The organism is Faecalibacterium sp. An121 (assembly GCF_002160915.1).
Lineage (GTDB): Bacteria > Bacillota > Clostridia > Oscillospirales > Ruminococcaceae > Faecalibacterium > Faecalibacterium avium.
The window spans coordinates 89,080-101,935 of sequence record NZ_NFLM01000008.1; the positions used below are offsets into that span (position 1 = coordinate 89,080).

General features: G+C 63.9%; 11 protein-coding genes. 5 read left to right on the plus strand and 6 right to left on the minus strand.

Annotated features, from left to right (window positions below):
- Nucleotides 1-64: 64 nt before the first annotated feature.
- On the minus strand, nucleotides 65-1,018 hold the full coding sequence (locus tag B5E66_RS06270) for an Ice-structuring protein (protein ID WP_087230211.1): 954 nt from the start codon (nucleotides 1,016-1,018) through the stop codon (nucleotides 65-67).
- A 224-nt stretch (nucleotides 1,019-1,242) separates the two neighbouring features.
- On the opposite strand from B5E66_RS06270, the gene B5E66_RS06275 reads away from it, so the two are divergent.
- Nucleotides 1,243-2,262 carry a threonine aldolase family protein gene (locus B5E66_RS06275; protein ID WP_087230214.1) on the plus strand — a complete coding sequence of 340 codons (1,020 nt, stop codon included), beginning with the start codon at nucleotides 1,243-1,245 and terminating at the stop codon, nucleotides 2,260-2,262.
- Here B5E66_RS06275 and B5E66_RS06280 read toward each other — a convergent pair whose 3' ends face one another.
- On the minus strand, nucleotides 2,263-2,604 hold the full coding sequence (locus B5E66_RS06280; protein ID WP_087230217.1) for an arsenate reductase family protein: 342 nt from the start codon (nucleotides 2,602-2,604) through the stop codon (nucleotides 2,263-2,265).
- A gap of 178 nt (nucleotides 2,605-2,782) precedes the next feature.
- On the opposite strand from B5E66_RS06280, the gene B5E66_RS06285 reads away from it, so the two are divergent.
- The 3 genes from B5E66_RS06285 to tsaD all read left to right on the plus strand — a co-directional run bounded on the left by B5E66_RS06285 (nucleotide 2,783) and on the right by tsaD (nucleotide 6,775).
- On the plus strand, nucleotides 2,783-2,971 hold the full coding sequence (locus B5E66_RS06285; RefSeq protein WP_087230220.1) for a ferredoxin: 189 nt from the start codon (nucleotides 2,783-2,785) through the stop codon (nucleotides 2,969-2,971).
- A 174-nt stretch (nucleotides 2,972-3,145) separates the two neighbouring features.
- Entirely contained in the window at nucleotides 3,146-5,728 is a 2,583-nt protein-coding gene (gene polA, locus B5E66_RS06290; RefSeq protein ID WP_087230222.1) for a DNA polymerase I, read from the plus strand.
- A gap of 39 nt (nucleotides 5,729-5,767) precedes the next feature.
- Nucleotides 5,768-6,775 carry a tRNA (adenosine(37)-N6)-threonylcarbamoyltransferase complex transferase subunit TsaD gene (gene tsaD / locus B5E66_RS06295; protein ID WP_087230225.1) on the plus strand — a complete coding sequence of 336 codons (1,008 nt, stop codon included), beginning with the start codon at nucleotides 5,768-5,770 and terminating at the stop codon, nucleotides 6,773-6,775.
- A 72-nt stretch (nucleotides 6,776-6,847) separates the two neighbouring features.
- Here the strand turns inward: tsaD and B5E66_RS06300 are convergent, their stop codons facing one another.
- From B5E66_RS06300 to B5E66_RS06315, 4 genes are read right to left on the minus strand one after another with little or no spacing between them, the layout of a single operon-like run.
- Nucleotides 6,848-7,705, minus strand: a complete 858-nt coding sequence (locus B5E66_RS06300) for a CPBP family intramembrane glutamic endopeptidase (RefSeq protein WP_087230228.1) — start codon at nucleotides 7,703-7,705, stop codon at nucleotides 6,848-6,850.
- Nucleotides 7,706-7,735: 30 nt separating this feature from the next.
- Nucleotides 7,736-10,294 (minus strand): hybrid sensor histidine kinase/response regulator, encoded by a 2,559-nt coding sequence (locus B5E66_RS06305; RefSeq protein ID WP_087230231.1) that lies wholly within the window; start codon nucleotides 10,292-10,294, stop codon nucleotides 7,736-7,738.
- Nucleotide 10,295: 1 nt separating this feature from the next.
- Nucleotides 10,296-10,658: an Hpt domain-containing protein gene (locus B5E66_RS06310; protein WP_087230234.1), complete on the minus strand. Its 363-nt coding sequence runs from the start codon at nucleotides 10,656-10,658 to the stop codon at nucleotides 10,296-10,298.
- 18 nt (nucleotides 10,659-10,676) lie between these two features.
- Entirely contained in the window at nucleotides 10,677-11,780 is a 1,104-nt protein-coding gene (locus B5E66_RS06315; protein WP_087230301.1) for an HD domain-containing phosphohydrolase, read from the minus strand.
- Between the two features lie 160 nt (nucleotides 11,781-11,940).
- On the opposite strand from B5E66_RS06315, the gene B5E66_RS06320 reads away from it, so the two are divergent.
- The gene (locus B5E66_RS06320) at nucleotides 11,941-12,840 is read left to right on the plus strand and encodes a LysR family transcriptional regulator (RefSeq protein WP_087230237.1); all 900 of its coding nucleotides are present in this window, start codon (nucleotides 11,941-11,943) and stop codon (nucleotides 12,838-12,840) included.
- The last annotated feature ends 16 nt before the right edge of the window (nucleotides 12,841-12,856 follow it).

Here is a 12,856-nt window from a genome sequence, read left to right on the forward strand (position 1 = left end):
GTCAAAAAAGCCTCTGCACGGGCCATTCCTGTGCAGAGGCTTTGTGTTTTTGATTGGCCGGCGGTCAGGCGGCCTGGCTGGCGGAAGCATCCGCGCTGGAGGCCGTCTGGGTCTCCTCGCTGGCGGCGCCGTCCCGGGCCAGCTCGCCGGTGGGGGTCTCGCTGGACACGCCGCTGGACGCCGGACTGGAAGCGGTCTGCCCGCTGGAAGCGCTGCTGCTGGAGACCGCGTCCGGGTCCACACCCGAAAGGATCGCCTCCTGCAGCTGGTCGGGCTCCATCATGACCACCGAATTGGCCTGGCTGGAAGCGGCCTGTTCCTGGGGCTTGGTGGCGCTCTCGGTGAGGCCGGTGAGATACCAGCTGCCCGATGTGCGCTCGAACAGGTAGTCCATATACTTGGTGGGCGTGTCGGACATGGTGCCGATCAGGTCGCCCTGGGCGTACATGGGGATATAGCCCACCGTCACATGGAGCTTGCCATCCTGCTTGAACAGGTCCACCACATCGGCACGGTAGTAGCCCACGCCGCCGGTAATGGGGATCTTGTAGCACTGGGTGGCCTCATCGAACTCGATGGTCATATCATCCATATCAAAGCTGCGGTGGGTCAGCTGGAAGGAAGGTCCCACCAGCCGGGCCAGGTAGGCGTCCACATCCACAGCGGGCAGCAGAAGCTGTTCGGTGACCGGGTCGTGGGCGTAGTTGTCAAAATTGCCCTGGGTCTCCTGGATGCTGTAAATGCAGCCCCACACGGCGGCCTGACGCAGCGTCAGATCATCGATGTTCTCAATGCCGTCAAAGGGCAGCGGGTCGAACAGCACAAGCCCTTCCAGCTTGTCCTCATATTCCTGCATCTGCTCTGTCTCATCGAACAGGCTGGCCACCAGCCGGTAACCGGCCCCCAGCACTGTAAAGATCCCGATGCAGATCAGCACCGCCATGGCCAGCCCCAGCGCCTGACGGCGCCGGCGGCGGTGGATGCGGGCGTGTTCCTCCGGGGTCACATAAGTTCTCATGGTTTTTTACCGTCTCCTAAGTCCAAATAGTGTATGCGCAGGGCGCACCCTGTGGGGATATCCGGGTATAGTATAGCACATTGTGCCACAGTGCGCAAAAGATAGCCTATGGTAATTTTGTGAAATGATGCCGTTTGCCCCGGCCGGCGCCCTTGCCTGCCGGCACCGCCATGGTATATAATAGGGGCATTGCGTACTGTATCCAAAGGAAAGGAAGTTTTGGTATGATCCGTTTCACCAACGATTACAGCGAAGGCTGCCATCCCTCCATCCTGGAAGCTCTGGCCGCTACCAACACCGAGGGCAACCCCGGCTATTCCACCGACCCCCATACCGAGCACGCCCGGCAGATGATCCGCAAGGCGGTAGGCCGCCCCGACGCCGATGTGCACCTGCTGGTGGGAGGCACCCAGACCAACGCCACCGCCATCGCCGCTTTCCTGCGGCCCTATGAGGCGGTCATCGCCGCCGCCAGCGCCCATATCTGCGTCCACGAGACAGGCGCCATCGAGGCCACCGGCCACAAGTGCATCGTCTGCCCCGCCGCAGACGGCAAACTGACAGCCGATGCGGTGCGGGCCGCCGCTGCCGCCCACACCGACGAGCATATGGTCAAGCCCCGGATGGTGTACGTCAGCCAGACCACCGAGATCGGCACCCTGTACACCCTGGCCGAGCTCCAGTCCCTGCGGCAGGTGTGCGATGAGCTGGGCCTGTGGCTGTACCTGGACGGCGCACGGCTGGCCAGCGGCCTGGCCGCCGGCGGCCCCACCCTGGAGGAGCTGGGCCGTCTGTGCGACGCCTTCTACATCGGCGGCACCAAGAACGGCGCTCTGTTCGGGGAGGCCCTGGTGCTGTTGAACGACGCCCTCAAGCCCGATTTCCGCTACAACATCAAGCAGCGGGGCGGGATGCTGGCCAAGGGCTGGCTGCTGGGCATCCAGTTCGAGCAGCTGATGCAGGGGGACCGGTATGTCCAGCTGGCCGCCCACGCCAACGCCATGGCCCTCAAGCTGAAAGCGGGCATTGCCGCGCTGGGCTATCCCTTTGCCTGCGACAGCGTCACCAACCAGCAGTTCCCCATCCTGCCCGACGGGGTGGTGGAGGCCCTCAAGCCCGATTTCGGCTTTGAGTTCTCCTCCAAGCCCGATGCCGGCCATACCTGCATCCGCCTGGTGACCAGCTGGGCCACCCCCGAGGGCAATGTGGATGCTTTTCTGGCGGCACTGAAGGCCCTGTCCTGATCACTGCCAGCCGGCCCACACCTCGGGCTGGTAGCCCACGGTGGCCTGACGGCCGTTGCGGACGATGGGGGTCCTGATCAGCTGCTGGTTTTCAAACAGCTTGTCCTCCTGCTGCCAGTCCACCAGGGCCTGGAGCAGCGCCAGGGTCTGTTTGTCCTTGGCGTTCGGGTCCACCAGGTTCTGCCAGCCGCCCACTGCCCGGGCCACGCTGTCGAATTCGCCCCGGCTCAGCCCCTTTTCTTTCATGTCGATCATCTGGAAGCGGATGCCCCGCTCTTTGAAATAGCGCTGGGCCTTTTTGGTATCGAAGCACTTGCTGGTGCCAAAGATCTGGATATTCATAGGGTCCTTATTCCTTTCTTGCCGTTTTCCCGGTCCCGCTGCGCAGAGCGCCCGTGCCGGAGCTGTTTTGGATCCATTTTATTGTAGCATACCCGCAGGCCAAAGTATAGGGGGACGGTTTTGGGGGCAGACTCTGTGTGGGGCCCTTTGTGCCGCCCCGGAAAGGAGTCCATGCGCTATGAAAGCTGTCGTTGATCCCAGCCTCTGCATCGGCTGCACCCAGTGCGCCGGCCTGTGTCCCGAGGTCTTTTCGATGGAGGGGACCCTGGCGGTCGCCATCCCCGGAGAGATCCCCGGCGAAGATGTGCCCCAGGCCGTCCAGGCCGCCGAGGCCTGCCCGGTGGGCGCCATCCAGACAAGCGACTGACCCTGCCCCTCTCCCCTGCCCGGCGCTCTGGCTGCGGACGGGGGATCTTTTTGTTTTCCGCCGGGGCCTGTTCCTGCCGGCGGTTTTGTGTTATACTGGAAAAAGATGAAGAATGGTCTATACACCCGCAGCCCTCTTGCACAAAGGCTGCACATACAGGGAGGAGTCTACTGAATGCGTTTATTGGTTGTTGATGGCAACAGCATTGCGAACCGTGCCTTTTTTGGGATCAAGGTTCTGACCACCAAGGACGGGCAGTACACCAATGCCATCTATGGCTTTATGAATATCCTGCTCTCCCTGACCCAGAACTATCAGCCGGACGAGGTGGCCATTGCCTTTGACCTGCCCGCCCCTACCTTCCGTCACAAGATGTACGACAGCTACAAGGCCAACCGCCACGGTATGCCCGAGGAGCTGGCCGCCCAGATGCCTCTGCTCCAGAAGCTGCTGACCCTTTTGGGCTACAAGCTGGTGACCGCCGAGGGCTGGGAGGCCGACGACATCCTGGGCACTTTGGCCGCCGCCTGCGACCAGCGCCAGGAGACCTGCTATCTGGCCACCGGCGACCGGGACAACCTGCAGCTGGTGAGCGATCACACCACCGTGCTGCTGGCCACCACCAGCCGGGGCCACAGTGAGACCCGGGTGATGGACAAGGCCGCCATCCAGGCCCAGTACGGTCTGGAGCCCCGGCAGCTGATCGACGTCAAGAGCCTGATGGGGGATTCGTCCGACAACATCCCCGGGGTGAAGGGCATCGGTGAAAAGACTGCCCTGTCCCTGATCCAGCATTTCGGCAGCCTGGAGGAGGTATACGCCCATCTGGATGACCCCCTCATCAAGCCGCGGCAGCGGGCCAATCTGGAGGCCTGCCGGGAGGACGCACAGCTCAGCTACACTCTGGGCACCATCCGCACCGACGCCCCCATCGAGACGGCCCAGGGAGCCTATCGGCCCGGGGAAGGCGACAAGGCTGCCGCCGTGCGGCTGATGCTGGATCTGGAGATCCGCGCCCTGATCCCCCGGCTGGGCCTGGAAGGCGTACTGCCCGCCGAGCCCGGCCTGGACGGCGCCGCGGCCGAGCCCCTGCCCGAGGCCGACGTGCTGGAGCTGCCCCCGCAGCCCCAGGGCCTGTACCTGCTGGCGGCCCGCCCCGCTGAATACGGCAAACAGGGCAACCGGATCATCGAGACGCGGCCTGCCCACTGGTACGCCGTACAGGGCACCAGCGTCTACCCGCTGGAGGAAGCCCAGCTGCCCGCCCTGCTGGATGACCCCGCCGTGCAGCTGGAAGTATTCGACGCGGCCCCCCTCTATGCAGCCGCCATGGAGCAGGGCGGCTGGGGCGCCTCCATCGTCTGGGACGGCAAGCTGGCCGCCTACCTGCTGGATGCCTCGGCGGCCAAGTACAACATTGCCGCTCTGGCCGAGGCCTACAAGGCCCAGCCCGCCTTTACCTGCGCGGCATGGCCCGACGCCGGCTTCCTGGCCGACCTGTTCGCGAAAATGAAGGCCGAGATCACAGCCCTGGGCGAGGACGAGCTGTACAACGAGATCGAGTTCCCCCTGGCCCAGGTGCTGGCGGACATGACCCGCACCGGCGTGCTGGTGGACCGGGCGGGCATCGAGCAGTTCGGGGTGCAGCTGAAAGCCCAGATCGACGATACCCTGGCCTACATCCGCAGTCAGGTGGAGGACCCCGCCTTCAACCCCAACAGCCCCAAACAGCTGGGGGATATGCTGTTCATCAAAATGAAGCTGCCCCATGGCCGCAAGACCAGCCGGGGCTGGTCCACCGACAACGCCACCTTGCAGAAGCTGCGGCCCGATTACCCCCTCATCGACGATATCCTGCGCTACCGCTCCTATCAGAAGCTGTATTCCACCTATGCCGAAGGGCTGCTCAAGGTGATCGGTCCCGACGGGCGGATCCACTCCACCTTCAACCAGACCGAGGCCCGCACAGGCCGCTTGTCCTCCGACAACCCCAATCTGCAGAACATCCCCATCCGCACCCAGCTGGGCAGCCAGCTGCGGGGCTTCTTTGTGGCAAAGCCGGGCTGCGTGCTGGTGGACGCCGATTACAGCCAGATCGAGCTGCGCATCCTGGCCCACATCACCGGGGACGAGCATATGCAGGCCGCTTTCCGCAGCGGAGAGGACATCCACCGCAGCACCGCCGCCAAGATCTACGGCATCCCTCTGGATCAGGTGACGCCCCAGCTGCGCACCGCCGCCAAGGCCATCAACTTTGGCATCATGTACGGCAAAGGCGCTTTCAGTCTGTCGGAAGACCTGGGGGTGTCGGTGCGGGAAGCCGGCGTCTTTTTGAAGAACTACCTGGCCAGCTTCCCCAAGGTGGATACCTACATGAAGCAGACCATCGCCGACGCCAAAGAGAAGGGCTATGTCAGCACCCTGTTCGGCCGCCGCCGCACCCTGCCTGAAGTGACCAGCTCCAACATCGCGGTGCGGGCCAGCGGGGAGCGGATGGCCCGCAATACCCCCATCCAGGGCACGGCCGCCGATGTGATCAAGCTGGCCATGGTGCGGGTATGGCGGCGCATCCGGGCCGAAAAGCTGCAAAGCCGCCTGATCCTGACCGTCCACGACGAACTGATCGTGGAGGCGCCCGAAGCCGAGGCCCAGATCGCCGCCCGCATCCTGAAAGAGGAGATGGAGGGCTGCGTCCACTTTACGGTGCCTCTGGATACCGAGGTGCGCCAGGGCCATTCCTGGCTGGAGGCGCACTGATACTTTTTTAAACACCCAAGGAGAGGAACGAACGGGAACATGGTTATATTGGGAATCGAATCCACCTGTGATGAAACAGCCGCCGCCCTGGTGGAAGACGGCCGGGTGCTGCTGAGCAACGTCATTGCCACCAGCGTCAAGGAACAGGCCCTCTACGGCGGGGTGGTGCCCGAGATCGCCAGCCGCCGCCACTGCGAATACATCAGCGGCACCGTGGCCAAAGCTCTGGCGGACGCCGGCCGCACCATCAGCCAGGTGGATGCGGTAGCGGTCACCTTTGCCCCGGGGCTGATCGGGGCGGTGCTGGTGGGGGTCAACTTTGCCAAAGGGCTGGCCTACGCCGCCGGCAAGCCTCTGGTGCCGGTGCACCATCTGCGGGGGCATATCGCAGCCCTCTATCTGACCCACCCGGAACTCAAGCCCCCTTTCCTCTGCCTGGTGGCCTCGGGAGGGCACAGCCACATCGTGCAGGTGGAAGACTACACCCGGTTCCGGGTGCTGGGCCGCACGGTGGACGACGCCGCCGGCGAGGCCTTTGACAAGGTAGCCCGCACCCTGGGGCTGCCCTATCCCGGAGGGCCCAGCGTCTCGGCCGCCGCCCGGACCGGCAACCCCAAAGCCTACCGGCTGCCGGTGCCCCATGTGGAGGGCAAATACAACGTCAGCTTTTCGGGCCTTAAAACCGCCGTGCTGAACGAGGTGAACCAGGCCCGGATGAAAGGCCAGGAGATCCATGTGCCCGATCTGGCCGCCAGCTTCCAGGAACGGATCACCGGCATCCTGGCGGAAAAGCTGCTGGCTGCCGCCGCCGATACCCACGCCCGGCAGGTCTGTCTGGCAGGGGGCGTGGCCGCCAACGGACGGCTGCGCCAGCTGGTCAACGACGGAGCCCAAAAGCTGGGAGCCCAGGTCTACCTGCCCCAGCTGAAGTTCTGCGGGGACAACGGCGCCATGATCGCCTCCCAGGGGTACTATGAATACGCCGCCGGGCACACCGCCGGGCTGGACCTGAACGGCCTGCCCACCCTGCCCATCGACTACATCTGAGCACCACGCAAAAGACCGCCCACAGCAGGCCCTGCAAGGCCGCCGTGGGCGGTTTCCATTCGTGTGCAGAAATCAATCCTGAGTGTCTTCCAGACCCCAGTAGGCCGCCACCAGAGGCAGACGGCTGCGCCGCAGCAAAAAGAGGGCGGGCACCAGATAGAACAGCAGCCCCACCAGCATACTGGGGTCATAGCTGCTGACCACCTCGCTGGTGGAAGCGACCCCGTCGTACAGGCCGGTGTTGACGAGGGCCGCCGTATCCTGCAAAGCATGCAGGGCGATGACCACCCACAGGTTGCCGGTGCGGAAATAGATCGCCCCATACAGCACCCCCAGGCCGCCGGCCATGCAGCACTGGATGAGCACGCCCAGCGGGGCGCTGGACACCAGGTTGGTCAAATGGAGCGCCCCAAACAGCGCCCCCGACAGCAGGCAGGCTTTCCATACGCCGGTCCGGCTCGGCCCGAAGTGGAGCAGCAGGGTCTGGCCCACCACCCCCCGGAACATGGATTCCTCGGTCAGGCCGATGAGGAACATGGTGACGAAAAACACCGCGATCCGCCACGGGGCCTTGAGGACGGCATCCTCGGGGAGGATGGGCGCCCCCACATTGACCGCGAGGCCCAGGCAGACCATCACAAAGGGGGTCATGCCCACCAGCAGCCCGTCCCAGAAGCCGCAGCCACGCTTGGTAAAGACCCACAGCTGGCCGGTACGCCACAGCAGCACCAGAGCCGCTGCAAAGCCAAGCAGGTCGCCGGCCGCCTGCAGCAAAAAGTTTTCCTGGACGAACGGCGCGGCCACGGCCGGCCCCGCCCATGTCAGCAGCAGGACGAGCAGCTGCCCGCCCTGGCTCATAACGGCCCAGAACAAAGCGATGGCCAGGATGCAGTAGAGGATGGGGTGACTGGCCCGCAGACGTTTGAGCATAGAATACGGTCCTCCTGAATTTTGAAAAAGTCAAGGATGCGGGGGCTGTCCGTCCTTGCCGGGCGCCCGGGGGGTGCGCAGCAGATTTTCCAGAGTAGAACACAGCGCCTTGAAGTCGATGGGCTTGGAGATATGGGCATCCATGCCGGCGGCTGTGGTGGCGGCGATATCCTCTGCAAAGGCATTGGCCGTCACCGCAATGATGGGCACCGTCGCCGCGTCGGGACGGTCCAGCGCACGGATGGTGCGGGCGGCCTCACAGCCGTCCATCTGAGGCATCTGCATATCCATCAGGATGGCGTCGATCTCAAAGGGTTCCGACGCCTGGAAGGTCTCCACCGCCTCCCGGCCATTCCACGCCTGGCGCACTTCCAGGCTGTGCATGGTCAGCACTTCGGTGGCGATCTCCATGTTCAGCATATTGTCCTCTGCCAGCAAGATCCGCTTGCCCTCCAGCGAAAAGGCCCCGGCCGGCAGCTGCTGGCGCTGCTGGCGGCTCTCCTCCTCGGCGTCCGCCGTGATGAAGGGCACCGTGATGGTGAACGTGGTGCCCTGGCCCAGTTTGCTCTCCACATAGATCTGGCCGCTCATCTGGGTGACCAGGCTCTTGACAATGGGCATCCCCAGTCCGGTACCCACCACCTGACGGGAGAAAAAGCGGGTCTCCCGGGCGTAGGGCTCGAACAGCTGGGTCTGGAACTCCTCCGACATCCCCACGCCGGTATCCTGCACCACGATCTGGTACTGCGGGGTGGGCGGGCCGCCCATCTGCCGCACCGACACCGAGACGCTGTCCCCCTCGGTGGTGAACTTAAAGGCGTTGGAAAGGAGATTGTTGAGGATCTGGGTGATGCGGCTGGCATCCCCCATCACATGGGCCTCCTGGATCTGGCAGGTGACGGTGTAGGCCTTGTGCTCCCGGGCGGCCTGCGGCTTGAACGAGTCGGTGCAGGCCTGGATGCACTGGGCCAGGTCAAAGGCCTGGTTGTCCAGCACCACCTTGCCCTGCTCCATCCGGGACATATCCAGGATGTCATTCACCAGATCCAGCAGCTGCCGGCCGGAATAGCCGATCTTGTCCAGGTACTCCCGCACCTTGTCCGGCTGTTCGGCGTGCTGGCGGGCCAGATCCAGCAGGCCCAGAATGGCGTTGAGGGGGGTGCGCATATCGTGGGACATATTGTTGAAGAAAGCCTGCTTGGCCTTTTCGCTCTTGCGGGCGTTGGCCAGGGCTTCCTCCAGCAGCTTGTGCTCCTGCAGCTGGCGGCGCTTGTCCTGATCCACCTCGCGGAAGCAGAGCACCGCCTCCTCGGGGGCCAGGGTCTCGTCGAACAGGACCCGCACGTTGATCCACCGGTCCCCTGTCTCATATTTGCCCAGAAAGTCGCCGCCGTAGTCCCGGATATTGCCTGCCACCAGGTCCCGGATGCTGGCCAGCGAGAAGCTGTTGCGGAAGTCGGCGTTGGTGTCCGGCTCCATCACGTCCCCGATCACCTGCAAAAACTGGTCGTAGCTGCCGGTGCTCGCCAGGCGCCACCGGGCATAAGCCGAGCCCTTGATCATCTCGTAGGTGTTCTGGGCATAGTTGATGCGGAACAGCCCGTAATACGAATTGCTGAGCACCTGCACCGTCTCGCTGGTGCGGGACACCAGCGCGTCCAGCCGCAGGTTGCGCCAGACCACCACCACAAAGCCCGCGATCCACGCCAGCATGACCAGCCCGAACAGAAGATAGAACTGGCGCAGGTTGGCCAGCATGGCGTCCACCGGCACCGTGATGATCACCCGCCAGCCGCTGGCGGTGGTGGCATGGTACACCCCGCGGCGGGCCCCTTCAATGTCGGTGACGAAGGAGTCGTAGCGGTCAAAATAGCCCTGATCGATGGCCCGCAGCATCCGGTTCAGATAATCCGGGAAGTCGCTGTCGCTGTAATCCACCGCGCTGCGGGCATAGATCAGATGGTTGCTGCCGTCGCACAGATAGACCGAGGCCCGCTCCAGCACCGGCAGGCCCTCCAGGTCGATGGCCAGGTTTTCGGGGAAGATATCGACGGCCATCACCGCGTCGCAGTCCCAGCATTTTTTGGCCACCGTGATCACATCCCGGCCGGACACCGCGTCGGTGTAGATGTCGGTAAAGATCACCTGGCCTTCTGCGGCCATGGCCTGCTGATACCACCCGGCGGCGGTGTGATCGTATCCCGTGTCCTCCGGCCAGGGGTTGGCGGCCAGGATCCGGCCCTCGTACACCACATAGGTGTCCAGCATATCGTCCCCAAAGATCTGGGTCAGCCGCTGGTGGAACCGCTGGACCCAGGCCAGCACCTGCTGCCGGTCCTCCCCTTCCTGGATGCGGGCTTCCACGCCGTCGGCTCCCAGAGACAACAGGGCCTGGTAGGCGTTCAGGTCCCCGTCCACCTCTGCGGCATAGTTGTGGGCCACCGAAGTCTCCAAAGTCTGGTAATTTTGCAGCAGCACCCGCCGCAGGAACAGAGCGAACACCACCCCCGCCGCCAGCAGGATGACGGTGGCCGCGATGTAATAGCGCAGCTTTTTGACCACGCCGCGCCAGTCGTAGCGTCCCTTCATCTCACCAGGTCCTCATCTGGACCGCCGCCTGCACCGCTTTGGCATAGGCGTCGTCGATCTGGGGCATGAGGGCGGCCGCCTCGTCGCTGCGGCCTTCCCGCAGCAGGGTCACCTGGCTGCTGAACAGCTTGTACAGCACGGTCATGGACAAATTGCCGCAGATCCCCTTGAGGGTATGGGAGGCATCCTGAGCCTGCCGCCAGTCTCCGGTGCTGACCGCCCGGCACAGGTCGAAATAGGTGCGGTCCTGCACAAACATCTCCATGTATTTTTTGTACAGCGCATCGCTGCCCATAAACCGCTCCATCGCGTCCACCGCGTTGATGCCTGCCGCCGCAAGCTTTTCCATCTGTTCCCTATCCATCCGGCATTCCTCCTCCGATCAAAGCGTTTCTTTCCGATACATCCTGCTAAGCTGCTCCTCCACGCCGAAAAAGCATTCCAGCAGCCAGGGGTTGAAGCAGCCGCACGCCCCTGTCCGGATCATCCGCAGCACTTCCTCCCGCGGAAAAGCGTCCTTGTACACCCGCTTGCAGCTGAGCGCGTCGTAGACATCGGCCAGCGATACCACCTGCGCCGCCAGCGAGATATCCGGCCCCTTCAGCCCGTCGGGGTAGCCCCGGCCGTCCCACCGCTCGTGGTGGTGGCGGGCGATATCCCATGCATAGGGATAGGCGCCGTTGGCCCGCAGCTGGGGGATCTGTTCCAGCAGGCGGGCGCCCTGGACGGTGTGCCCCTTCATGATCTCGAACTCCTCGGCCGTCAGGCGGCCGGGCTTGTTCAGGATGCTGTCGGGCACAGCGATCTTGCCCACGTCGTGCATGATGGAAGCCAGGGCGATCGCCTCGATGACGTCATCGCTCAGACCCCGGCCCAGGGGCGTGTGGGCCAGCAGGTGGAGGGTGATATCGTGGATACGGCGGACATGGTCCCCCGACTCCTCGCTGCGGAACTCGATGGCAGCCGCCAGAGCCTCGATCATCCCCCTGTTCAGCTCAATGATCTGCTGGGCCTGGGCCAGCAGGTCGGCTTTTTGCAGCTGGACCACATTGCGCAGCCGCTGGCGGCCCTGGAACAGTTCCACCACCGACTGGACCCGCCGCAGCACCACATAGGGGGTGATGGGCTTGCCGATGACGTCCATGACCCCCAGTTCATAGGCTTCTTTCATCACGCTGCCGCTGGCTTCCGCCGTGATGAGAAAGACCGGGATGCGCTCGGGCAGGCCCCGGGCGGCCAGCTGGCGCAGCACCTGCAGGCCGTCCATCCGGGGCATCACCACATCCAGCAGCACGGCGCAGAGGCTGTCCTGCCGCTCCAGGATATAGTCCAGCCCGGCCTGGCCGTCGTGGGCCATGCCGATGTTGTAATAGGGTGAAAAGATATGTTCCAGGATGCCGCAGTTGATGACATCGTCATCCACCACCAGCAAGGTGCTGCGCCCCGCCGGGGCGGGCGATACCGGGGCATTTTGCAGATCGTTCATGAAGACCTTCCTGTGTTTGTCGGTGCAGCGCACCGGGTGTGCATTTTCTCTTTTATTATACATGATTTGCCGCGCAAACACAATGCGCTGGACCAACAGATCCACCCTGCCCCTTTTCTTTTGGGCCGGGATGTGGTACTCTTGTGACAGGAGGGATGGTATGGAACTGCGTGTATTGCGTTACTTTCTTGCGGTGGCACGGGAGGAGAACATCACCCGGGCGGCGGCCTTGCTGCATCTGACCCAGCCCACCCTGTCCCGTCAGCTGATGCAGCTGGAGGAGGAGCTGGGGGTCAAGCTGTTCCGCCGCAGTCAATACCGCATCGTCCTCACCGAGGACGGTATGCTGCTGCGCCGCCGGGCCCAGGAGATCGTGGAACTGGCCGAAAAGACCGAGCAGGAATTTGCGCGCCGGGGCGCCGAGCTGTCGGGAGAGATCTCCATCGGGGCCGGCGAGACCCGGGGGATGAATTTCTTGTCGGCGCAGGTGCGCTCCTTCCGGGCGCTGCACCCCCAGGTGCGGTTCCGGATCCACAGCGCCAACGCCGACGACATCAAGGAGCGGCTGGAAAACGGCCTGCTGGACATGGGGCTGCTGGTGGAGCCGGTGGAGATCGGCCGCTACGCCTTTCTCCGTCTGCCCCAGCGGGACCGGTGGGGGGTGCTGGTGCCCAAAGACAGTCCCCTGGCCCAGCTGGACGGGGTGACGCCCCAGGACCTGGCTCCCTGGCCTCTTCTGATGAGCAGCCGCTATCAGGTGGTCACCGAGCTGGAGAGCTGGTTTGGGGACCAGTGGAACCATCTGGAAGTGGCCGGCACCTTCAATTTGATGCTGAACGCCGTCAACATGGTGGAAAACGGGGTGGGCATCGCTATGGGCTTTGATCTGGGCAACCTGTCCGACCAGCTGCGCTTTGTGCCCCTGGCCCCCGCCATGGAGAGCGGGGTGGTCCTGGCCTGGAAAAAAGACCAGGTCTTTTCGCCCCTGGTCAACGAGTTCCATCTGCACATCCAGTCCGCCGGGGCGCAAACCGCCGGGGCGCAGCCCGCCGGCGTCTGAAAGATGCAGAGCGGGT